Source organism: Nocardioides houyundeii, assembly GCF_002865585.1.
GTDB lineage: Bacteria > Actinomycetota > Actinomycetes > Propionibacteriales > Nocardioidaceae > Nocardioides > Nocardioides houyundeii.
The window spans coordinates 2678566-2700528 of record NZ_CP025581.1; the positions used below are offsets into that span (position 1 = coordinate 2678566).

General features: G+C 71.4%; 18 protein-coding genes and 1 pseudogene. 6 read left to right on the top strand and 13 right to left on the bottom strand.

What is annotated here, in order from left to right:
* Positions 1–3: 3 nt before the first annotated feature.
* From C0R66_RS12845 to C0R66_RS12860, 4 genes are all read right to left on the bottom strand, one after another.
* On the bottom strand, positions 4–3048 hold the full coding sequence (locus tag C0R66_RS12845; RefSeq protein ID WP_101525028.1) for a cutinase family protein: 3045 nt from the start codon (positions 3046–3048) through the stop codon (positions 4–6).
* Between the two features lies 1 nt (position 3049).
* A complete protein-coding gene (locus C0R66_RS12850; protein ID WP_101525029.1) occupies positions 3050–4369 on the bottom strand; it encodes a phospholipase D-like domain-containing protein in 1320 nt (439 codons plus the stop codon).
* A gap of 144 nt (positions 4370–4513) precedes the next feature.
* Complete coding sequence (locus C0R66_RS12855) at positions 4514–4726, bottom strand: hypothetical protein (protein WP_158648040.1); 213 nt, start codon at positions 4724–4726, stop codon at positions 4514–4516.
* A 238-nt stretch (positions 4727–4964) separates the two neighbouring features.
* A complete protein-coding gene (locus tag C0R66_RS12860; protein WP_101525031.1) occupies positions 4965–6278 on the bottom strand; it encodes an endonuclease/exonuclease/phosphatase family protein in 1314 nt (437 codons plus the stop codon).
* 188 nt (positions 6279–6466) lie between these two features.
* Between C0R66_RS12860 and C0R66_RS12865 the strand changes: the two genes are divergently transcribed.
* From C0R66_RS12865 to C0R66_RS12880, 4 genes and pseudogenes are all read left to right on the top strand, one after another.
* Positions 6467–7711, top strand: coding sequence for a magnesium transporter MgtE N-terminal domain-containing protein (locus tag C0R66_RS12865; RefSeq protein ID WP_101525032.1), 1245 nt, complete (start codon positions 6467–6469; stop codon positions 7709–7711).
* Entirely contained in the window at positions 7708–8241 is a 534-nt protein-coding gene (locus tag C0R66_RS12870; RefSeq protein WP_101525033.1) for a DUF1003 domain-containing protein, read from the top strand. Before C0R66_RS12865 ends, C0R66_RS12870 begins: the two co-directional genes overlap by 4 nt.
* 45 nt (positions 8242–8286) lie before the next feature.
* Positions 8287–9449, top strand: a pseudogene (locus C0R66_RS12875) (Mrp/NBP35 family ATP-binding protein).
* Between the two features lie 3 nt (positions 9450–9452).
* The gene (locus tag C0R66_RS12880) at positions 9453–9770 is read left to right on the top strand and encodes a sec-independent translocase (protein WP_101525034.1); all 318 of its coding nucleotides are present in this window, start codon (positions 9453–9455) and stop codon (positions 9768–9770) included.
* 67 nt (positions 9771–9837) lie between these two features.
* Here the strand turns inward: C0R66_RS12880 and C0R66_RS12885 are convergent, their stop codons facing one another.
* Entirely contained in the window at positions 9838–10368 is a 531-nt protein-coding gene (locus C0R66_RS12885) for a hypothetical protein (RefSeq protein ID WP_101526235.1), read from the bottom strand.
* A gap of 124 nt (positions 10369–10492) precedes the next feature.
* Here C0R66_RS12885 and C0R66_RS12890 point away from each other — a divergent pair, with 124 nt between their 5' ends.
* Positions 10493–11239, top strand: coding sequence for a LysM peptidoglycan-binding domain-containing protein (locus C0R66_RS12890; protein ID WP_101525035.1), 747 nt, complete (start codon positions 10493–10495; stop codon positions 11237–11239).
* Positions 11236–11748 carry an Rv3235 family protein gene (locus C0R66_RS12895; RefSeq protein ID WP_101525036.1) on the top strand — a complete coding sequence of 171 codons (513 nt, stop codon included), beginning with the start codon at positions 11236–11238 and terminating at the stop codon, positions 11746–11748. The genes C0R66_RS12890 and C0R66_RS12895 overlap by 4 nt, the downstream gene beginning before the upstream one ends.
* A 6-nt stretch (positions 11749–11754) precedes the next feature.
* Here the strand turns inward: C0R66_RS12895 and secA are convergent, their stop codons facing one another.
* From secA to mtrB, 8 genes are all read right to left on the bottom strand, one after another.
* Positions 11755–14586 carry a preprotein translocase subunit SecA gene (secA, locus tag C0R66_RS12900; RefSeq protein ID WP_101525037.1) on the bottom strand — a complete coding sequence of 944 codons (2832 nt, stop codon included), beginning with the start codon at positions 14584–14586 and terminating at the stop codon, positions 11755–11757.
* A 94-nt stretch (positions 14587–14680) separates the two neighbouring features.
* Positions 14681–15865 (bottom strand): winged helix-turn-helix domain-containing protein, encoded by a 1185-nt coding sequence (locus C0R66_RS12905; protein WP_101525038.1) that lies wholly within the window; start codon positions 15863–15865, stop codon positions 14681–14683.
* Positions 15865–16542, bottom strand: a complete 678-nt coding sequence (locus tag C0R66_RS12910; RefSeq protein WP_241901437.1) for a response regulator — start codon at positions 16540–16542, stop codon at positions 15865–15867. The genes C0R66_RS12905 and C0R66_RS12910 overlap by 1 nt, the downstream gene beginning before the upstream one ends.
* 99 nt (positions 16543–16641) lie before the next feature.
* Positions 16642–17271, bottom strand: coding sequence for a ribosome hibernation-promoting factor, HPF/YfiA family (hpf, locus tag C0R66_RS12915; protein ID WP_101525040.1), 630 nt, complete (start codon positions 17269–17271; stop codon positions 16642–16644).
* A gap of 358 nt (positions 17272–17629) precedes the next feature.
* The gene (locus tag C0R66_RS12920) at positions 17630–18436 is read right to left on the bottom strand and encodes a ComF family protein (RefSeq protein ID WP_101525041.1); all 807 of its coding nucleotides are present in this window, start codon (positions 18434–18436) and stop codon (positions 17630–17632) included.
* A gap of 111 nt (positions 18437–18547) precedes the next feature.
* Positions 18548–19030 carry an LpqB family beta-propeller domain-containing protein gene (locus tag C0R66_RS18735; protein WP_338418194.1) on the bottom strand — a complete coding sequence of 161 codons (483 nt, stop codon included), beginning with the start codon at positions 19028–19030 and terminating at the stop codon, positions 18548–18550.
* Complete coding sequence (locus C0R66_RS12930; RefSeq protein WP_101525042.1) at positions 19012–20343, bottom strand: LpqB family beta-propeller domain-containing protein; 1332 nt, start codon at positions 20341–20343, stop codon at positions 19012–19014. The genes C0R66_RS18735 and C0R66_RS12930 overlap by 19 nt, the downstream gene beginning before the upstream one ends.
* A complete protein-coding gene (mtrB, locus tag C0R66_RS12935; protein ID WP_101525043.1) occupies positions 20340–21959 on the bottom strand; it encodes an MtrAB system histidine kinase MtrB in 1620 nt (539 codons plus the stop codon). Before mtrB ends, C0R66_RS12930 begins: the two co-directional genes overlap by 4 nt.
* Positions 21960–21963 lie beyond the last annotated feature (4 nt).

Here is a 21963-nt window from a genome sequence, read left to right on the forward strand (position 1 = left end):
ACCCTACTGCACGGAGAACTTGCTGGAGATCACCGCATGGTCGGTCGCCCGGCGAACCCGGTTGGACTGGTCGATGGCGGTCCCGCTGAAGGTCCCCCGAGAGCCGAACACCCAGTCGACACGCATGTTCTTGGGCGGCTTGCACGACCCGTTGTGGGTGCCTCCCTGGGCAGCCTCGAGGTTGGTGCTCCCCACCACCTTGCAGAACGCGTCACGGTGCTCGTTGAAGTCACCGGTCAGCATGATCGGCAGGCCGTCGGCGTCGAGCTGCTTGATCGCAGCCACGATGATGTTCAGCGCCTTCTTGCGGTCGTCCTCCATCTTTCCCGGGGACAGGTGCACGTTCATCATGTAGACCTCCGCGCCACTGGCGCGGTTGCGGAGGCGGACCAGCGCCTGCGGCCGCGACTGGTGCATGAACGGCATCGAGATCGTGCTGCCCCAGACGAACTCCCAGTCCGCCTCGCGCCACATGATCGACTGCGTGGCGCCGGCGTAGCCCATGGTGTTGCCGGGGTAGAACGAGTAGGCGCCCTGGGTGGCGACGTCGAAGGAGGTCACCTGGTCGGGCTGGATCTCCTGGGTCCCGATCAGGGACGCGTCGCGCGCCGAGATCACCTGCTTGGCCCACTCGGTCCGCACCCGGCCGGGCGCGAACGCGGGGCGTCCCCCGGTGGGCGCGGTGTGCTGGCTGCCCAGCACGTTGAAGGACATGATATTGAAGGACGCGGCCTTGCGGCTGGCCAGCCGCGCCGAGACGGCGGGACGGCCGGCGATCCCGGCGGTGGCGATGCGCTTGGCACCCCACTGCTTGACCTGCTGGTTGGTCAGCGGGGTCGGAGCGACCCAGGTGGGCCTGGGCGCGGTCGGCATCGCGGCCACCGACTGGACGCCGTTGCCCAGCTGACCCTGGTCGTTGGCGCCCCAGCAGGTCGGGCCGGCGGTCGACAGGGCGCACGCGTGCATCCATCCGGCGGCCACGGCACCGCCGACCGAGGTCACGCCTGCGGGGACAGGAACCGTGGAGGACGTCGACGTCGCCGGGCCCAGCTGGCCGTAGCGGTTGTCGCCCCAGCACCACACCGCGCCGCTGCGCTCGGTGGCGCACGCGCCGGCGAGGCTCGTGGCGACCTGCGCCCAGCTGCCGTTCCCGCCCGCGACCGAGACCGGGTTGGACCGGTCGGCGTAGGTCCCGTCGCCGATGCCGCCCGAGGCGTTGTCGCCCCAGCAGCGCAGCCCGCCGTCCACCAGCACGCCGCAGGTCCGCCCCCAGGTGGCACTCAGCTGGGTGAAGGACCCCTCGCCCTTGACCCGCTGCGGCCGCACCCGCAGGGTCGTGGTCCCGTCCCCGACCTCACCGAAGGTGTTCTCCCCCCAGCACCACGCAGAGCCGTCACCGGCGGTGCCGCAGGTGTGCCAGCCCCCCGCCGTCACGCCGGTCCACTGCTGGTCGCCGAGCACCCGGAGCGGGGTGCTGCGCGAGGAGGTCTTGCCGTTGCCGAGCTGGCCCCGACTGTTCTGGCCCCAGCACCACATGCTGCCGTCAGCCTGGGTCGCGCAGGCGTGCCCCCAGGAGGCGGAGACCTCGCGCCACGTCGCACCGGTGCCGACCTGGCGGGGCAGGTTGGAGCTGGTCTTGTCGGTGCCCCCGAGCTGGCCGAAGTTGTTCAGCCCCCAGCACCACAGCGTCCCGTCGGTCTTCACCCCGCAGGTGAAGCTGCCCCCGGTGGCCACCCGGGCCCAGCCGGAGCCCGCGACCTGCGCGGGCGAGACGCGCAACGTGTTGGTGCCGTCGCCGAGCTGGCCGAAGTCGTTGCGGCCCCAGCACCAGGCGGACCCGTCAACGCGCACCTCGCACGTGCTCTGGCCCCCCGCACTGAGCGCGCCGGACGCGGCACGGGCGTTGAGCAGCACCTTGCCGGAGCGCGCCGTGGTGGCGGGCGACGTGCCCGCCACGGTGAAGGAGACCTCGTAGATCCCCGAGGACGGGAGCTCACCGCTGAGCAGTCCGGTCTCTGACAGGGTGAGACCGGTCGGGACGGACACCGGAGCCCACCGGACCGCGGGAGCCACCGGCGATCCACCCGTGGCCTGCAGCTGCACCGAGATCGGCTCGCCGGCGGCCACCATCAGCTGCTGCTCGACCGGGTCCGGCCAGAGCGAGAGCTGCTTCCAGGCGGCGTCGGCGGCCTGACGGAGCACCGCCTTGGAGGCGCCCTTGTGGTAGGAGCCGGAGACCTTCAGCGCCTTGCCGACCTTGGTCCGACGGGGGTTGCACACGAGGTCGGCACGGTGGCAGACCGAGATGGCGCGGAACGTCGGCACCGAGCCCGGCACGTCGCCCACCGACTTGCCGAACCGGGCGATCACACCCTTGGACCCGTTGCCGGCGGACGGCTTGCCCAGCGGGCGGCCCGCTGAGGACTTCGGGACCCGGTAGGGGTCGGAGACGAGCACGACTCCGGCGACGTTGCCGAGCTTGCCCGCCTTGTCCAGCTTCTGGGAGACCAGGTGCGCCACGGCAGCACCCTGGGCGTAGCCCACCAGCAGCACCTGCTGCTCCGGACAGCTCGCCATCCGCTTGGCCAGCAGGGTGCGGGTCTTCTTCACGCCCGCGCTCACCGGCGCCTTCCAGCGCCGCAGCTGCTTCTTGGAGACCGCCTTGGTGGCGGGGGTCCCGGCCTTCCGGCCGCCCTTGAGCACCGTGTTGGCCGGGGTGCCGACGCGGATCCGGGACGTGGTCACCGACCGGTTCTGCGCCGTCGCGCGGGCGGTGACCTTGTTCGCGACCTTGGCGACCACCGCGCCGTACTTGGCCTTGCGTCCCTGGCCGTTGCCGTCGATGCCGACCACGAGCACGTCGGTGCAGGTCGACGCGGCCGACCGCTCCACCTCCGGCAGCGGCGCGACCTCGGCGCCCTGCTGGTCGGCGACCACCAGGAGCACGGAGCCGAGCACGCAGGCCGTCACCGCCCTGGCCACCGTGGCACGAGTCGCGGTCCGTGAGACGGAAGCGAGGCTGCGGAGTGACCAGGGCGCACGCGTCATGTCAGTTCTCCTCCTTGATGAGGGCGTACGGGTCGACACCCTCGATCAACGTGGTGTCGTTGCCAGGCAAAGCCCGGCGCCCGGCCGCCTTGCCGGGGGTGTTCGGATCCGCACCCCATGCCTTCGGCCGGTGGGTGAACATGTAGTCGATCCACTTCATGTACTTGGTGGTGACGCCGCCCTTGTAGACCTGACCCAGGACCTCGTCGCTGGCCAGGGCCACCGGAGTCCAGTTGGCCGAGCCGTTGAGCGTGAACTTCGCGGCCGGGTTGCCCCCGTAGTTGCCGCTGATCGCCATCGCCTTCATGTGCACGTAGCGGTCGTAGACGCCGTCCTTGTTCGAGTCGTAGGCGAGGTGGGTCAGCGGGACCCCGGCCTGGCGCAGGATCTTGAGGACGTTGTTGCCGAACATGGCGTAGACGATCCGGATGTTGCAACCCTGCTTGCGCAGCGAGGCGAGCTTCTTGGCGATCTTGATGCCGCGGTCGCCGTACATGGCGGTCTGGGCGATCCGGATCCGGGTGCGACCGTTCTTGGTCGCGGCACCGGTGCAGGAGACCTGCTTGAGGATGTCGATGACGGGGTCGCCCACCGCGCCCTCACCGCGGAACGGGTAGAAGCCGTTGGCGATGACGCCGTCGGTGTAGCCCACCAGCCCCTGCTTGACCGTCTTCTGCCGCGCCATCTGCTTGAACACCTTCTCGAAGGTGGCGTAGCGCGCGGTGTCCCGCTTGATCGTGTAGAGGTCGTTCCACTGGATCGTGGCACCCAGCTCGGTGGCGTTGTAGGAGCCGTACATGATCACGTCCGGGACCTTCACGACCTTGCTGAACAGGAAGAACTTGGTGTGCGCGATGCCGCTCTTGCCACGGCAGGCGCTGATGCACTTGCGCACCCAGCTGCGCATCTCCTTGGGCCGCTGCTTGTTGCCCTTCTTCAGCCCCTCGATCAACCGGCGCGCGTCCGCGTTGGGGTTGTTGGGGTTGTAGTTGTGGCGGTCCATCACGACCTGGACGCTGATCTTGCGCTCCTGGTGCGCACGGATCAGCGAGGTGACGATGCTCGAGCTGCGCACGTTCCACGAGGCGATCCGGATCTTCTGCTTCTTCGGGACGCTGTCGATCGTGCGGTTCACCTGGCGGATCAGCCGCCGCACCTCCTGCGGCTTGCCGTAGGGGTCGTTGAACGCCGGCCCCGACTTGGGGACGAAGTTGTCGGGCGCCGGCTTGGCCGGCTTGGCCAGGGCCGGGCTGCCGAGCCCGAGGGTGGCCGACACCATCAGGGCGACGGAGAGGAGTGCGACGACGAATGACTTGCGCAAGGCTGGTCCCAGAATCTCGAAAAGTTGCCCGGGCGCCAGCTCTACTGGAACCCATGTGCCGGGCTGGAATACGGACAGTGTAGGCGAAAGTTGACTGTGGTCACTTCTTCACCACTGGTCACAGAGGTGAGGAAGGGCTGCCGTTCAGGCCCCGCAGGCCGAGAGAGCGCTCTGGAACTGGGGGTTCTTGGCCAGGGGGGTGGCCGACTCGACGACCCTCTCGCCCTTGGCCGCGTAGAAGGTGCGTCCGAAGGTCACCAGGTTCTGGCCCGAGGAGCAGGGGTACACGAAGGCCTCGCGCCACTTCGTCCCGTCCAGGCATCCCTGGTAGCGGCGCGGCAGGACCTGTCCGTCCACCCACACCTCCTCGCACAGGGGCCCCTCGGGGGTCGCCTCCTCCTCGGTCGACTCCGTGGGGTCCCCTCCGGGCTGGGCGAGGAGGAGACGGACGTCCCCGGGGTGCTCGCGGAGTCGTCGGAGGCGGTGTCGGAGGAGTCCTCCCCACACCCGGTGAGCAGCACCGTGAGCACGGCCGCGAGCAGGATCGACGCCGCGGGGTACCGACGCTTGGGTGCAGAGTTGGGGAGCGAGGTCCTCATTGTTCTCCTGGGTCGGTGACTTGGACTGCTGCATGGATGAAGTAGTGATCGCTGGCGCGGGCCAGGGACGCCCCGTCCTGCACGTAGCCGGAGAAGCTGACCCCGCCGCCGCCGCCGCCCATGATCCAGTCGACGCGCAACGGCCGCGGCGGGAGCGAGCAGCCCACTCCCCCGCCGTTGGCAGCCAGGAACCCCGTGGCGCCGCAGACCGAGTAGAAGAACTCCTCGTGCTCGTTGACGTCGCCCATGATGAGCACCGGCTTGCCGTTGCGTGCCTGGAGCTCCTTGATCAGCGAGATCTGGCGAGCGGTGGCCGCGTCCCGCTGGCCCTCCAGGTCCCGGGCGGAGTTGTGGGTGGTGATGACCCAGAACTGCGCCTGGGTCTCCCGGTCGCGCAGCAGGACGAAGGGCAGCGGGATCGTCTGGCTGTCGAAGACATAGCTGACCGAACCGGTGTCGAGCAGCTCGAACCGCGAGTCGCGCCACGCGATCTGCAGGCGCTGGCCGTTGCTGCCCAGCTGGTGCTGCGGCCACACGGTGTAGCCGGGAAGCCGGTTCAGGAGCACCGGGAGCTGGTCGTCCTGCACCTCCTGCAGGCCCACCACGTCGACGCCGCGGGAGGTGACCAGCCCGGCGGAGATGCCGGCCCGCTCGGGTCCGGGACCGTAGCCACCGGCACCGCGGGTGTGCTGGCTGCCCAGGATGTTGAGGCTGCCGACCCGGAAGGTGGAGGTCTTGGCCATCTGTGCGCGCCGGGCCATCGCCTTGCGGCGCTGCTGCTGCTTCTTCTTGCGAGCAGCGGCCTGACGGGCGGCGATGCGCTCGACCTGCCGCTTCTTGGCCCGGGTCGCGGCGACCTTGGTGCGCTGGTGCAGGTCGGCGGCGAACGCCCAGGTGCTGGCTGTGCCGGGGCGGTCGCGCAGCAGGGCCCGGGACACCTGGCCGGCGCGGTCCTCCTGGCCCTCCCCTGCGGCTCCGGTCCCCTGCTCGGCCTGTCCCTCGGTCCGCCCTGCGCCCCGCTCCTGCCCAGCGGCCTGGTCGGTGGCCTGCTCGGTGGGCCCCGCAGCGGCGGGCCCACCCGTGGGGGATCCGGATCCCTGCGGACCGAGGGGGGCAGAGGCCCCGTCGGGCACCGTGTCCTGGCCGCCCCAGAGAGCTCGCCCGGGGACGACCATCAGCCCGAGCACCAGCACGAGCCCGAGGACGGTCGCCAGGACCCGCCACGACGGCAGGGAGACCTGTCTGGGTCCACCGGGCGCTGGGCGCTGGGCCGGGCGCGGGTCTCGGTGGTTGGCTCGATGGTTGGACATCGAGACACCCTTCTGCCGTGGGACTAGAACCGCTCTGCACACACCGACCCTGCGCCGGGTGGCCTGGACGGTCCAACAGGGTAACGCATCTCGAGGGGGCCGGTCTGCGTTGCCGAACGCCCCCCGACAGGCCCGGGCCTCACGTCGGTGCCACGCCAGCGCCGCATCGCACAGGTAACCTTGCGCGCGTGAGCAACACCCCCTCGCGCGTCTACGTGGCCCGCCTCGTCGGCCTGCCGATCTTCGACCCCCAGGGGGATCAGGTCGGCAAGGTGCGCGACCTCGTGGTCACGGTGCGGGGCGAGGCCAGCCAGCCGCGGGTGCTCGGGCTGGTCGCCGAGGTGTTCGGCCGACGGCGGATCTTCGTGCCCATGACCAGGGTGACCCACATCGACAGCGGGCAGGTCTACACCACGGGGCTGCTCAACATGCGACGGTTCGAGCAGCGCCCCACCGAGACCCTGGTGATGGCGCAGATGCTCGACCGGTCGGTCCGCATCGTGCCCACCGATGTCCGGGGCACCGTGTACGACGTGGCGATGGAGCAGGCGCGCACCCGTGACTGGGTGCTCAGCCGGGTCGCGGTCCAGGAGCCGGCGAAGGGGTTCCGCCGACGTGGCCAGACCTACATCGTGGACTGGCGCGACCTCGAGGGCCTCACCCGGCACGAGCCCTCCCAGGGCGCCACGCACCTGATCGCGGCGATCAGCGACATGCGCCCGGCGGACGCGGCCCACATGATCCACGACCTCCCGGCCGAGCGGCGTACCGCCGTGGTGGCTGCGATGGACGACGAGCGGCTGGCCGACGTCCTCGAGGAGCTGCCCGAGGAGGACCAGGTCCAGATCATGGAGCGCCTGGACTCCGAGCGTGCCGCGGACGTGCTGGAGGAGATGTCGGCCGACGACGCCGCGGACCTGATCGCCGACCTCGCGCCCGAGACCGCGGCCACGCTGCTCGCCCTGATGGAGCCCGGGGAGGCTGAGGACGTCCGGCGCCTGATGTCCTACGCGGAGCGGACCGCCGGCGCCATGATGACTCCGGAGCCGGTGATCCTGGGACCCGACGCCACCATCGCCGACGCCCTCGCGCACGTGCGCAACCCCGACCTCACACCGGCTCTGGCCGCCCTGGTCTACATCTGCCGCCAGCCGTTGGAGACCCCCACCGGTCGGCTCCTGGGCGCGGCCCACATCCAGCGCCTGCTGCGCGAGCCCCCGTCCACCCTGGTCGCCGCGGCCCTGGACAGCTCCCTGGACCCGTTGCACCCCGAGGCGCGCATCGACGAGGTCGCCGCCCACCTCGCGACGTACAACCTGGTCGCCGCGCCCGTGGTGGACGAGGAGGGCCGCCTGCTGGGCGCGGTCACCGTGGACGACCTCCTCGACCACATGCTGCCGGAGAACTGGCGGGACCAGGCGGTGCGCCGATGAGCGAGTCCCGGCCCACCCGCAGCCGGCTGGACACGCCGCGCGACACCCGCCGCAGCCTGCGACCCCGGCGCTCCTACGACGCCGACGCGTTCGGGGTGTTCGCCGAGCAGTTCGCCCGATTCATGGGGACGGCGCGCTTCCTGGCCTACATGACGATCTTCGTGGCCGTGTGGATGGCCTGGAACATCCTGGCCCCGACCCAGTGGCGGTTCGACGAGTTCCCCTTCATCTTCCTCACCCTGATGCTCAGCCTCCAGGCGTCGTACGCCGCCCCGCTGATCCTGCTGGCCCAGAACCGGCAGGAGGTCCGCGACAAGGTGGTGGCCGAGCAGGACCGTCAGGTCAACGCCCGCGCCCACGCGGACATGGAGTTCCTGGCGCGTGAGGTCGCCTCGCTGCGGATGTCGGTGGGCGAGGTGGTCACCCGCGACTTCCTCCGCTCGGAGTTCCGGGGCCTGCTCAACGACCTCGACGAGCGCTCCCGGCCGCTCGATCCCGACGAGGACGGGGCCGAGGTCACCGACCGCTGACTCCGCCGGAGGCCGCGCTGGGAGGGGCAACTACGCTTGGGCCCCATGAGCACCCCCACCGTCGAGCAGGTCACCGCTGCACTCGCGACCGTCCACGACCCGGAGATCAAGCGGCCCATCACCGACCTCGGCATGGTCGAGAGCGTCGGGATCTCCCCTGACGGCCGCGTGGCCGTCACCGTCCTGCTGACCGTGGCCGGGTGCCCCCTCAAGGACACCATCACCCGGGACGTCACCGGCGCCGTCTCGGCCGTGGCCGGCGTCACCGACGTCATCCTCACCCTGGGCGTCATGTCGCCGGAGCAGCGCAGCCAGCTCGGCGAGAACCTGCGCGGCGGCCAGGCCCAGCGCGAGATCCCGTTCGCCCAGCCCGGCTCGCTGACCAAGGTCTACGCCATCGCCAGCGGCAAGGGCGGGGTCGGCAAGTCGTCGGTCACGGTGAACCTCGCCCTGGCGCTCGCCGACGAGGGGCTCAAGGTCGGCATCGTCGACGCCGACATCTACGGGCACTCCGTCCCGGCGATGCTGGGCGTGGCGGACCACCGCCCGACCCAGGTCGACGACCTGATCATGCCCGTCCCGACGCCCTCGGGCGTCTCGGTCATCTCCATCGGCATGCTCAAGCCGCGCCGCGACCAGGTGGTCGCCTGGCGCGGCCCGATGCTGGACCGGGCGCTGGTGCAGATGCTGGCCGACGTCTACTGGGGCGACCTGGACGTGCTGCTCCTGGACCTCCCGCCGGGCACCGGCGACGTGGCCATCTCGCTGGGGCAGCACCTGCCCAACGCCGAGGTCGTCGTGGTCACCACGCCGCAGGAGGCCGCCGCCGAGGTCGCCGAGCGCGCCGGCACCATGGCCTCGATGATGCACCAGCGGGTGGTGGGGGTCGTGGAGAACATGTCCTACCTGCCCTGCCCGCACTGCACCCCGAGGGCAAGGAGCACAAGCTGGAGATCTTCGGCGCCGGCGGTGGCGAGCGAGTCGCCAAGACGCTGTCGGAGCGCTTCGGCTACGACGTGCCGGTGCTGGGCTCGGTGCCGTTGGAGCTCTCGCTGCGCGCGGGCGGCGACGCCGGGCGGCCGATCGTGGAGTCCGATCCCACCGCGCCGGCGGCGATCGTGCTGCGCGACATCGCCAAGGCGCTGCACGGACGTGGCCGCGGACTGGCCGGCATGCAGCTGGGGCTCACCCCGTCCAGTAAGTTCTGACCCATGCTGGGAGTCGGTCTGCCGGAGATGGCGGTGATCGCGTTCGTCGCGGTGCTCGTCTTCGGTCCCGACCGGCTCCCCGAGCTCGCCAAGCAGGCAGCACAGATGGTCCGCAAGGTCCGCACCTTGGCGAACTCGGCCCGGGACGAGCTGCGCACCGAGCTCGGCCCGGAGTATGCCGACCTCGAGCTGCGGGACCTGGACCCGCGCAACGTGGTCCGCAAGCACATCATGGAGGCCATGGAGGACGAGCCGTCACGTCCCGTCCCGGTGCGACTGGCTGCCGGGGCGCTGCCGCCGTACGACGTCGAGGCCACCTGAGCCTGGGCACGGCTGACGCCGCCCGCTCGATCGGCTGCGGAGGCCGGCTGCTGGGCCCAGCCGGCGTTCACTGCTCGCTGCGCACCGCGCTGAGCTGCTCCAGGGAGAGCAGCCGCACCGCTCCCCCGGCGCCGAGCTCGAGGAAGTCGCTGCCCACCCGACGCAGCGCGCCCTCGTGCCTGGACCCCTCGCTGGTCCACAGCACGCAGGGCACCGCCTCGTCAGCCAGCTTCCTGAGCGCCGAGGCGACGGTCAGCCGCTGCACGGCGGTCCAGGCGACCTCCGGCACCGAGCGCGCCGAGGCGCCGTGGACGGCCACGACCTGCCGGGTCCACACCGTCCAGCGGGCGTTGTCGCGAACCACCTGACACCACCCCGGCCCCACCCGCTCGAGGGTGCCGCGGATCCGACCGACCCCGCGCACCTCGACCTCGAGACCTCGCTCGAGCGAGGCCATCAGCCGACTGTCCAGCGTCACCGACTGGTACTCGGCGCGAGCTCGGTCCGCCACCTCCGCCGACCGCTCGAGGTGGTGCAGCGACTCCGCCTGCGCCTCCAGGTCCTCAAAGAGCTCGAAGAGCTCCTCCTCGCCAGCCATGAGGGCAGTGTGCCGCAGCCGCCGCAGGCGTGCCGCGCGGCTTCGCACCTGTGGACATCCACCTTGACGAAGCGCTGTAAACCTCAGTTGAATGAAGCAAACGCACGCAAACGAAGGGATCGACATGGTCGGGGGACGTGGAACGGACCGAGCACCCTGGTGGCGGTGCCTGCTGGTGTGGCTGACCACGACGAGCGCCTGCGGGGCCGGGGCCTGGCTGTGCACGCGGACGCTGATCGAGCCCGGCGACGGCGCGCCGGGCTCCAGCTTCGACTCGCTCCTGCTGGCTGCGGCGGCGCTCGCAGGCGCCGCCAGCCTGGGGTGGATCTGGCTGGTCGCGACCCTGACCATCTGCGAGGCGGCGCGCGGGCGGACCAGCGCCCGGCACGGCGGCGCGCTGCGGCGGGTCGTGCTCGCGGCCTGCGGTGGCGCACTCCTGCTCAGCAGCACCGGACCGGCGCTGGCCCACGCGGGAGACCCGGACGCCGCACGGTCCGGCCGGCACGGGGCCCGCGGCTCGGTGGCAGGACTGCCGTTCCCCGACCGGGCCACCGACCCGAGGGACGGCCTGGAGGTCGAGCCGCGGCACACAGCGCAGAGCCGCCGCGTGAGCGCTCCGCTCGCCTCCCGGGACCCGGGTCCGCCACCGACTGACGGCCCCGGTGAGGTCCGGGTGGTGCGGCAGGGGGACACCCTGTGGGCCCTGGCGTCCGAGCGCCTGCCCGGATCCGCCACGCCCGACCAGGTCGACCGGGCCTGGCGCGCGATCCACCGCCGCAACCGGGCGGTGGTCGGACCGGATCCCGACCTCATCGTCCCCGGTCAGTCCCTGGTCCTGCCGGCCGCGGGCGCCGAGGACGGCCGGTCATGAGCGCCCAGCAGGCCACCGTGCACCCGCTGCGGCTCGCCGTGCCGGTGGCCACCGTCCAGGGCACGCTCGCGCTGGACCTGATGCCCCTGCTCGATCCGCCGGTCACCAATGCCGAGCCAGGGCGCCCCGGGTGCGACGTGGTGCCGGTCGACGTCCGCCTGCGGGAGCGGCTCGAGCACTGGGTCGGACGCTACGTGCAGGCCAGCGTCGAGATCGTGGCGGGCGACCGCCCCGCTGCCCAGCTCGCTCGCTGGACCCGCCGCGACGTGCAGCAGGACCTGGCGCGGCGAGCCGAGCTGGTCGCCCGGGCCGGCGGCCACCGCCCGGGTCAGGGCCGGCGGCGCGAGCTCACCAGGTCCCAGGTGGTCGCGGTGCGGATCACCTTCCCGGCCCACGGGGTCGTCGAGGCGTCCGCCCACGTGCGCCACGGCGAGAGGTCACGCGCCGTGGCTGCACGCTTCGAGACGTTTCGGGACCGCTGGGTCTGCACGGCCCTGGAGTTCTGCTGACCGGGCCTAGCCGCTGACCCGGGTGGTGTAGCCCGAAGCCCCGCCGGGAGCACCGTGGCACTTCTTGAACTTCTTGCCCGACCCGCAGGGGCAGTCCGCGTTGCGACCGGTCCCGGCGAACGGGTCCTCGGGCTTGTTCTCCTCCGCCTTGACCTCGACGTCACCGTCCTCCGCGGGGGCGGAGTAGGTCAGCTGCGTCGGACGGCTGGGCTTGTCCAGACCCTTGGCCCGCACCTGGGGGGCGTGGGCGGCCGCGGCGGCCAGGTCGATCCCCGAGGCCGGGTCCTCGACCTCGTCGACGGTGTCCCCGGCAGCGACCTCGGCCGGCTGCTCGTCCTCCTCCTCGACCTCGACGGTGAGGTTGAACAGGAACCCGACCGACTCCTCCTTGATGCCCTCCATCATGGCGGCGAACATGTCGAACCCCTCGCGCTGGTACTCCACTAGGGGGTCGCGCTGGGAGTAGGCGCGCAGGTAGATGCCCTCGCGCAGGTAGTCCATCTCGTAGAGGTGCTCGCGCCACTTGCGGTCCAGCACCGAGAGGACGACCCGGCGCTCGAGCTCGCGCATCGCCTCGGCACCGATCTCGTCCTCGCGCCGGTCGTAGGCGGCCTGCGCGTCCTTCTGCAAGGAGGTGACCAGGGACTCGCGCGTCAGGTTGCCCCGACCTCCCGCCTCAGCCTCCAGCGACTCCAGCGTGAACGACATCGGGTAGAGCTGCTTGAGCGCGGTCTCCAGGGCGTCGAGGTCCCAGCCCTCGGCGTAGTCGGCGGTCGCACCGGTGACGTAGCCGGCGATCACGTCGTCGACGAAGGTGCGGATCTGCTCCTCGAGGTCAGCACCCTCGAGCACCCGACGACGCTCGCCGTAGATGACCTCGCGCTGACGGCTCATCACGTCGTCGTACTTGAGGACGTTCTTGCGAGACTCGAAGTTCTGCGACTCCAGGTTGGCCTGGGCGCTGGCGATGGAGCTGGAGACCCGCTTGTTCTCGATCGGGACGTCGTCGGGCACCTTGAGCACCTGCAGCACCCGGTCCACCCACTCGGACTTGAACAGGCGCATCATCTCGTCCTGCAGGGACAGGTAGAACCGGCTCTCCCCCGGGTCACCCTGGCGACCCGAGCGACCACGCAGCTGGTTGTCGATGCGCCGCGACTCGTGGCGCTCCGTGCCGATCACGTAGAGGCCGCCGGCGGCCTTGACCTCCTCGTGCTCGCTGGCGACCTGCGCCTTGATGCGCTCCAGCGTGTCGGGCCACCGCGCCTCGTACTCGGCCGCGGTCTCCCCGGCCGGCTCGAGGCCCTCCTTGCGCAGCTCCTGGTCGGCCAGGAACTCCACCGAGCCGCCGAGCATGATGTCGGTGCCTCGCCCGGCCATGTTCGTGGCCACCGTGACCGCGCCCTTGTGACCGGCGAGGGCGACGATCTTGGCCTCGTCCGCGTGCACCTTGGCGTTGAGCACCGAGTGCGGGACGCCGCGCTTGCGCAGCAGCCCCGAGAGCAGCTCGGACTTCTCCACCGAGACGGTGCCGACCAGGATGGGCTGACCCTTCTTGTGGCGCTCCTCGATGTCGGTGACGACCGCGTCGTACTTGGCCTCCTCGGTGCGGTAGACCAGGTCGGGCTGGTCCACCCGCAGCATCGGCTTGTTGGTGCGGATCGGCACCACGCCGAGCTTGTAGGTCTTGTCGAACTCCGCCGCCTCGGTCATGGCCGTGCCGGTCATGCCCGAGAGCTTGTCGTAGAGGCGGAAGTAGTTCTGCAGGGTGACCGTGGCCAGCGTCTGGTACTCCTCGCGGACGGTCACCCCCTCCTTGGCCTCGATGGCCTGGTGCAGGCCGTCGTTGTAGCGGCGGCCCGCGAGCATGCGGCCGGTGTGCTCGTCGACGATGAGCACCTCGCCGTCCATGACGACGTACTCCTTGTCGTTGCGGAACAGCTCCTTGGCCTTGATGGAGTTGTTCATGAAGGAGATCAGCGGGGTGTTGACCGAGTCGTACAGGTTGTCGATGCCCAGGTGGTCCTCGACCTTGGTGATGCCCGGCTCGAGCACCGAGATGGTGCGCTTCTTCTCGTCGACCTCGTAGTCCACGTCCCGGGTCATGTTGCGGGCGATCACCGCGAACTCGGCGTACCAGTGCACCTCGTCCTGGGTGGGACCGCTGATGATCAGCGGGGTCCGCGCCTCGTCGATGAGGATGGAGTCCACCTCGTCCACGATCGCGAAGTTGTGCCCGCGCTGGACGCACTCCTCGATCGAGTCCGCCATGTTGTCGCGCAGGTAGTCGAAGCCGAGCTCGTTGTTGGTGCCGTAGGTGATGTCGCAGGCGTAGGCCTCGCGCCGCTCCGCGGGACGCATCGAGGGCAGGATGACGCCCGTGGTCAGGCCCAGGAAGTGGTGGATGCGCCCCATCCACTCCGCGTGGTACTTGGCGAGGTAGTCGTTGACCGTGACCACGTGCACGCCCTGGCCGGACAGCGCGTTGAGGTACGACGGCAGGGTGGCGACCAGGGTCTTGCCCTCACCGGTCTTCATCTCCGCGATGTTGCCCAGGTGCAGGGCTGCGCCGCCCATGATCTGGACGTCGTAGTGCCGCTGGCCGATCACCCGTCGCGAAGCCTCGCGGACGGTGGCGAACGCCTCAGGCATCAGGTCGTCGAGGGACTCCCCGGCCGCGTAGCGCTCCTTGAACTCCGTGGTCATGTCGCGCAGCTCTTCGTCGCTCATCGCGACGAAGTCGTCCTCGATGGCGTTGACGGCTTGTGAGATGGTCTCCAGCTGGCGGAGGATCTTGCCCTCGCCGATGCGGAGGAGCTTGTCGATGATGGCAGGCACGAACGCAGACTCCCTGATTGGTCATTAGCGGCACCGGCGGATGGCTGCACGGGACCAAGCGCCATCGTAACCGGCAGACCACAACCCTTCCCGCTCAGACCCGCAGCTGCGCCGCCAGGTCCCCGGGGGCGACGATGCTCACGTCCCTCATCCCGAGCCATCCCGCCAGCCTGCGCAGCTCGACGGCTAGCTCGGCCGCGGTCTCCTCGGGAGCCCCGGGCTCGGCGTGGGCGGCCTGGACCACCAGCACCGAGGAGGACCGGTCGGCCTTGAGATCCACCCGTGCCACCAGCCGGTCCCCCAGCAGGAAGGGCAGGACGTAGTAGCCGTGCACCCGCTTGTGCGCAGGCGTGTAGATCTCGAGCCGGTAGTGGAAGTCGAACAGGGCCTCGGTGCGGCTCCGCTCCCAGACCAGGGGGTCGAACGGGCTGAGCAGAGCGCGCGCGTGCACCTGCCGGGGCAGCCGGGCGGCATGGTGCAGGTACGCCGGCCGGGACCAGCCCGAGACCGTCACCGGCTCCAGCTCGCCGGTCTCGACCAGCGTGCCGACCGCGACGCGGGCCTGGGCCAGCGGCATCCGGTAGTAGTCGGCGAGGCAGCGGAGGCTGGCGACCCCGTGGGAGCGGGCCGCCCGCCGCACCAGCTCCAGCTGCGCCTGGGCCGGGTCGGGCACCGGCGCCTGGAGCACGTGCGCCGGAAGCACCCGTTCTGGGAGGTCGTAGATGACCTCGAACGAGGGTGAGCGTCCGGCGATGGCCACGTCCCCGACGAGGAAGAGGTAGTCCAGCACCTTGCGTGCCTCGGACCAGTTCCACCCCCAGTGCTGGGAGGTGCGGGGGCCGCTGAACTCGCCGTCCAGCTGGCGGGCGGTCACCGGTCCCCGTTCGGCGACCGCCGCCAGGATCCGGGGCTCGAGGGTGGGGTCCGCGGTGAAGCCCCACTTGCCGCGCTGGGCGCGGTAGTGGTCCATGCGGTGGCGCATCAGCGGCCAGAGCTCGACCGGCATCAGGGCCTGCACGTGCGCCCAGTACTCCACCAGCCGGCGGGGTCTGGCGGCCGAGGCGCGCCGCAGCAGGTCCACGTCGTAGGGGCCCAGCCGTGAGTACAGCGGCAGGTAGTGCGCCCGTTGCAGCACGTTGACCGAGTCGACCTGGAGCACCCCGGTGCGCGACACCGTGCGCTGCAGGGAGCGCATGGTCGCGACCGCGTGCGGCCGGTCGGCGAAGCCCTGCGCGGCGAGGGCCACCCGGCGCGCGGATGCCGGCGACAGGACCCTCATCAGGGCAGGTCGAGCAGCTTTTCCCTGACCGCGTACATCACGGCCTCCATCCGGGAGTGCAGCTGGAGCTTCTCCAGCATGTTGCGCACGTGGTTCTTCACGGTGTTCTCGGAGATGAAGAGCTGCTTGGCGATCTCACGGTTGTTCATCCCCGTCGCCACCAGGCGCAGCACCTCCAGCTCACGCTCGGTCAGCCGGAGTCCGGGCACCTGGCTGCGCTCGGGCTTGGACATCTGCTTGAACTCGTCGATCAGCTTCACCGCCATCGACGGGGAGATCAGGGACTGCCCGTCGGCGACCACCCGGATGCCCTGGGCGACCTCCTCGATCGAGGAGTCCTTGAGCAGGTATCCGGCCGCTCCGCCCTTGACCGCCTCGTAGAGGTCGGCCTCCTCGTCAGAGACGGTCAGCATGATGACCTTGGCCGACGGGTTGGCCTCCTTGATGGCGCGGCAGGCCTCGATCCCGCTGCGCCGCGGCATCCGCACGTCGAGCAGGACCACGTCGGGCGCCATGGAGGTGGCCAGGTCGGTGGCGGCGATGCCGTCGCCCGCCTCGGCGACGACCTCGATGTCCGGCTCCTGGCTCAGCAGCATGGTGAGCCCGCGGCGGAACAGCTCCTGGTCGTCGGCGAGGATGACCCTGATGGGCTCATCCGCGAGTGTCGGCTCTGTCACACGGCGCATCATGTCACGTCGGCACAGCAGTGCGCCGACGCCCCGCAGGACGTCGGCGCACCAGGATGCGGCGGGCGGCCCAGCCGCCCCGTGGAGTCGTCAGTCGACGAGGTCGAGGCTGATGACTCCGTAGTCGTAGCCCTTGCGGCGGTAGACCACCGAGGGCTTCTCACTCTCCATGTCGACGAAGAGGTAGAAGTCGTGCCCCACCAGCTCCATCTCGTAGAGGGCCTGGTCCAGCGTCATCGGCGAGCCGCTGTGCGACTTCTCGCGCACCACCAGCGGGCCCTCACCGGTGACGGTGAGCGGTCCCACCTTGCGCTCCGCCACGGCGTCGCCGTCCTCGGCGCCGTCCTGGGTGGGCTCGACGGGCTCCGCGACGTCCGCCAGGGCCTCGCCGACCGAGACCGGGGTACGTCGACCACGGTGGACGCGCCGACGGTCCGAGGCCTTGCGCATCTGCGTGGCCATCTTGTCCAGCGCCAGGTCCAGGGCACCCATCTTGTCGTCCGCAGCAGCCTCCGCACGGATGACCGGGCCCTTGGAGAACGCGGTCAGCTCGACCTTCACACCCCGCTCCTGCTGGCGCGGGTTGCGCTCGGCCGACACCTCCACCTGAACGCGGATGATCCTCTGGTCGTGCTTCTCCAACCGGGAGAGCTTCTCCTCCGCATGGGCTCGGAACCTGTCCGATACCTCGAAGTGCCTTCCGGTGACAACTACGTCCATGTGAACCTCCGATTCAACGTTGGCTACCCGTGCAGGTCGCACCCCGGCACCATCTCACGGTGCTCGGGGTGGTTGAGATGGAGCCCGTCCGGCCGACCTGGTCTTCGACCCCACAATCGCCTGCTGAGGCCTTCGCAGCTTCTCTGCCACTGTCGGCCTTCTCCCGGGGACCGCCGCATCTGACGGCGGGACCGGGGCAGGACTTACTTCTAAGCCGCACCGTGATCAGCTCTCCGGCAGGGCCGGTGAGAGCCTTACGTGGACCGTTTCGCCTGCGACTGGCATCGGCTAGCCACCTGGACGCGACTCGCGCCCGGACGACGCAACCACGGACCCGGACGGACTCCATGCACCGACGCTATCCCGTGGTGGGTCGCGCCGGTTCACGAACCCCCCCATCCACGAGCATCGGGGCCGCGGTGCGACGCCGCACCGCGGCCACCACGGCGATCGCGGCAACCTCCAGCCCCACCGCCTCCAGGGCCCGCTGGGCCTCGCGCGCGGTCGCGCCGGTGGTGAGCACGTCGTCGCACAGGACCACCCGGCACGGGCCCAGGCCCGCGGCCAGCCGGCGTACCCCGGCGCTGGGACAGTGCATGGACAGGGCGAGGTTGGCCGCCCGCTCCCGGGCGTCGAGCAGCGACTGGTCACGGACGCCGCGGTGGGAGCGGAGCAGCCCCGCCACCCGGGTACGTCGACCGCCCGCCCGCAGCGTCCGCGCGGCGATCCGCACCATCCGCCCGGTCGGGTCGTCCCCTCGCGCCCGGGCCACGCCGGGCCGCGACGGCACCGGGACCAGCACCACCTGCTCGGCGGTGGGCCAGGAGCGCGAGGCCGTGCGGACCGCGGCGGCCAGCGCCTCCCCCAGCGGCCTGCCCAGGGAGAACCGTCCGTCCTCCTTGTGCCCGACCACCAGGGCGCGCAGCAGTCCGGCGTACTCCCCCGCGGCCCACGGCGTGGCCAACCCCGGCGGCGTCGGCGTCGGCCAGCTCACCCTGCCTCCCACGGGCAGCCTCAGCGCACAGTCGGGGCACACCATCCGCCCCGGGCGCGCACACCCCAGGCAGCTGCTGCCGAGCACGAGGTCGAGCACGGCATCGCGCACCCCGCTCGGGGCCAGCTGGGCGCCGGCGGCCAGCTCGAGGTGCTCCCGGGGTGTGACCATGGCCGTCATCACAGCCCACCCGGCGGCTGGACGGTCGCGACCAGGGCGGGAGCTGTGGAGCACCGCGACCGGGCGAGGGCCACCCTGGCCCCTGTGGACGTGCCGGGGCGCTCAGCCCACGTAGCCGATCGAGGTGACGCCCGCCTCGAGGGCCGGCAGCCGTCGTCCTGGGTCGAGGAGGTCGGTGACCCCCGCCTTGCCCACCACGTAGGGGCTGGCTCCCTCCTCGGGTGAGCTGACCAGCGCCGAGGCCCTCCCCGGGATCCGCAGGGCCCCCGCGTCGGCGAGCTCGCCGGGGGCCCCGTCGACCGCGACGGTCCGGACCTGGGACACGTCGCCCGCCAGTGCGCTGAGCACCGAGACCGAGGTCGCCGAGCGCCAGGCGATGTCGGTGATCCGAAACCCGGGCTCGACGTCCAGCTCGATCTCCCGAGCGGGGGTCGCGCGCAGCACCCGTCCGGCGCTGCCGTGCAGCACCCGGCTCACCACCAGCCGGTCCCGACGAGCACCGCGGACCACGGCGACCAGCCTGCTGCCGTCGCGGGAGACCTGGAAGGCCTTCACCCGGGTGCCCGTCAGACCGGGAACCACCACCGTTCGCACCTTGGTGCCGACGGCCACCGAGACCCGGGCGCCGGCGGCGGGGCGGTCCACCACCCACAGGCGGTCGGCGAAGTCCCAGGCGGGGGCAGCAGGTCCGTCGCCCCCGCCACCACCTCGGTCACCGCTCCGCCCGGGTCCGAGAGCGGCGCGACGGAGACCGATCCGCTGCGCGACACCCCGGCTGCGACGGTGCCGCGCAGGTTGACCGCGGCGCTGACCAGTCCGGCTCCCTCGACCCCGAGCGGTCCGGCGGTGGCCTCGAGCTCGTCCATCCGACCACGCACCAGCAACCCGTCGCGGAGCGCGAAGATCTCTTCGCTGGCACCCAGGGCGTCGGGGTCGAACCTCGCCCCGGCCTCCCGGGGGATCTCGCTGACCCCTCCGGGCAGCGGCAGGCGCCTGCCGTCCAGGGTGACCTGGACCGCACGCACCCGCGGCTCCTGACGCAGGGTCCAGGCGAGCTGGGCGGCCATCTCCTCGCTGACGGCCTCGAACTCCTCGCCCGCCCCGGCCAGGGCGACCTCGGCCAGCCCGTCGGCAGTGATCGGCACCGAGGAGGTCGCCAGCCGGAGCCCCGGGGGCACCGCGCTGCGGGTGACCTGACCCAGCTCCTCGGGCGGACCGAGGAGCAGGCCGCTGACCAGGGCGGTCGCGAACTGGTCCCCCGCGGGCACGAACACCGGCTCCGGGACCAACATCGAACCGGTCGGGTCGAGGAACTGCAGGGAGGCGCGGACGAACCGCTCCTCGAACCAGGACGCGGGGACCAGCAGGGCGTCGGGGGCCTCGTCGATGCGCCACTCGTCACCCTCGCGGACCATCGGGAAGCTCAGCCGCGACTCCTGCTCGTCCAGCTTGCGCTCCCACGCCCCGCGCGAGTCGTAGCGCTGGGCCCCGAGCACGCCCAGGCTCACCGACCGCTCCCCCACGGGGGCCTCGAGATCGGTGTAGGTGACCGTGGCCCGCTCGGGTCGCCACCTGGCCCGCGCCCTGGAGCTGAGGAACTGCTTGGCCACGCTGGTCCTGATCGGGGTGGCCTTCATCGCCTCGAGGAAGCCATTGACGATCTCCCGGGACGACGACCCGACCGCGGGCGGGCGGGGGTCGTAGAAGGTCCCGGCCCGAGAGCCGTCCTGGGCCCGCGGATCGATGTCGACCACGGGTCCGGTGTCGGGCATGCCGACGCAGGCGCTCAGGCTGGCCGTCAGCAGGAGCGGGGCCAGCAGGACCGGCAGGCCTCGTCGCAGCAGGAGCAGCAGTCGCGGGAAGCCCCGGGCCGCACTGGGGACGCGGGTGCGGATCACGCGCTCACCTCGGAGTCCACGGGGACCAGGGGCAGCGGGCTGTGGCGCAGCGACTGGTTGAGCCGGCGCGGGAGCGTGAGCCGGAACTGGGCGCCCTCGCCGGGGCGACCCCAGGCCTGTAGCCAGCCGCCGTGCAGGTGGGTGTCCTCCATCGAGATGGACAGGCCGAGACCGGTGCCGCCGCTGGTGCGCGCCCGGGCGGGGTCGGCGCGCCAGAACCTGTTGAAGACCATGGCCGACTCCCCCGCGGCCAGGCCCACGCCGTAGTCGCGCACCGAGATCGCGGCCGTCTCGTCGTCGGCGGCCACCCGGATCACGATGTCGCGGGTCTCGGCGTGGTCGATGGCGTTGGTGACCAGGTTGCGCACGATGCGCTCGACCCGGCGTACGTCGGCCTCGGCGAGGCAGGGCTTCCCGGGGTCGATCACCACCACCCGAGTGTGCCGTTGCTCGGCCAGGGCCTTGGTGTTGTCGGCAACGCGGCGCACCACGTCGACCAGGTTGACGTCGTCGGCCTCGAGAACCGCAGCCCCGGCGTCGAAGCGGCTGATCTCCAGCAGGTCGGCGAGCAGGGTCTCGAAGCGGTCGAGCTCGGTCTGCAGCAGCTCCGCCGCCCGCGCGGTCGCAGGGTCGAAGTCCTCGCGGGCGTCGTGCAGCACGTCGCCCGCCATCCGCACCGTGGTCAGCGGGGTGCGCAGCTCGTGGGAGACGTCGCTGACGAACCGACGCTGCAGGCGGCTCAGCTCCTCGAGCTGACGGATCTGGCGCTGCAGGTTGGACGCCATCTGGTTGAACGACGTCGCCAGCCGGGCGAGGTCGTCCTCACCGGTCACCCGCAGCCGCTCCTGCAGCTGCCCGGCAGCCAGCCGCTCGGCGACCTCGCGGGCCAGCCGGATCGGGGCCACCACCTGACGGGTCACCAGCCAGGCCACCCCGGCCACCAGGACCACCAGCAGCACCGCGGCCGCCAGCAGGGCACGGGTCACCAGCGCCAGGGTCTCGGCCTGCTCGGTGAGCGGATAGAGGTAGTACAGGGTGTAGGTCTCGCCGTTGGCCGGGAGGGTCACCTGGGAGGCGACCACGATGCCCGGCCCCTCCTCCACCCCGGCCACCGGCCCGGTGGTGCGGATCTTGGTGTAGGTCCAGGCAGTGCCGCGAGGCTTGGAGAACCGCTCCTCCAGGGCCGCCGGGACGCTGGCCTTGTCCAGGTTCTGGGTGAACTTCGCGCCGCCGCCGGCCAAGGTGCCGCCGGTGGTGACGGGCGGGGAGAGGATGACCGCGAACCCGCGGGTGGAGCCGCGCGCGATGATGGGGTCGATCAGGTCCTGCTGCTGGCCGGACGCGTTGACGTCGGTGCCGGCCGCGAAGGAGAGGCGGCTGCGCGCCTCGGCCGTCTCGTCGTCCGCCTCGGCCACCACCCGCTGGACCCGCTGCTCCAGCAGGCCGTCCCGGGTCTGCTGCAGCAGGAACCAGCCGACGCCGCTGACCACGACGGTGGAGAGCAGCACGGTCCCGGCCACCACCCGCGCCTGGATCGAGCGTCGCCAGATCGTCAGGGCGCGCCGCAGCGCGGTGGAGACACGGGCGAGGGGGCGCGGGGCGCGCGAGGAGGACATCGTG

Excerpts from the sequence above, each read along its gene's own strand:
- C0R66_RS12845 (WP_101525028.1), bottom strand. The coding sequence starts at position 3,048 with ATGACGCGTGCGCCCTGGTCACTCCGCAGCCTCGCTTCCGTCTCACGG.
- C0R66_RS12860 (WP_101525031.1), bottom strand. The coding sequence starts at position 6,278 with ATGTCCAACCATCGAGCCAACCACCGAGACCCGCGCCCGGCCCAGCGC.
- C0R66_RS12870 (WP_101525033.1), top strand. The coding sequence starts at position 7,708 with ATGAGCGAGTCCCGGCCCACCCGCAGCCGGCTGGACACGCCGCGCGAC.
- C0R66_RS12880 (WP_101525034.1), top strand. The coding sequence starts at position 9,453 with ATGCTGGGAGTCGGTCTGCCGGAGATGGCGGTGATCGCGTTCGTCGCG.
- C0R66_RS12885 (WP_101526235.1), bottom strand. The coding sequence starts at position 10,368 with ATGGCTGGCGAGGAGGAGCTCTTCGAGCTCTTTGAGGACCTGGAGGCG.
- C0R66_RS12890 (WP_101525035.1), top strand. The coding sequence starts at position 10,493 with ATGGTCGGGGGACGTGGAACGGACCGAGCACCCTGGTGGCGGTGCCTG.
- C0R66_RS12895 (WP_101525036.1), top strand. The coding sequence starts at position 11,236 with ATGAGCGCCCAGCAGGCCACCGTGCACCCGCTGCGGCTCGCCGTGCCG.
- C0R66_RS12905 (WP_101525038.1), bottom strand. The coding sequence starts at position 15,865 with ATGAGGGTCCTGTCGCCGGCATCCGCGCGCCGGGTGGCCCTCGCCGCG.
- hpf (WP_101525040.1), bottom strand. The coding sequence starts at position 17,271 with ATGGACGTAGTTGTCACCGGAAGGCACTTCGAGGTATCGGACAGGTTC.
- C0R66_RS12920 (WP_101525041.1), bottom strand. The coding sequence starts at position 18,436 with ATGGTCACACCCCGGGAGCACCTCGAGCTGGCCGCCGGCGCCCAGCTG.
- mtrB (WP_101525043.1), bottom strand. The coding sequence starts at position 21,959 with ATGTCCTCCTCGCGCGCCCCGCGCCCCCTCGCCCGTGTCTCCACCGCG.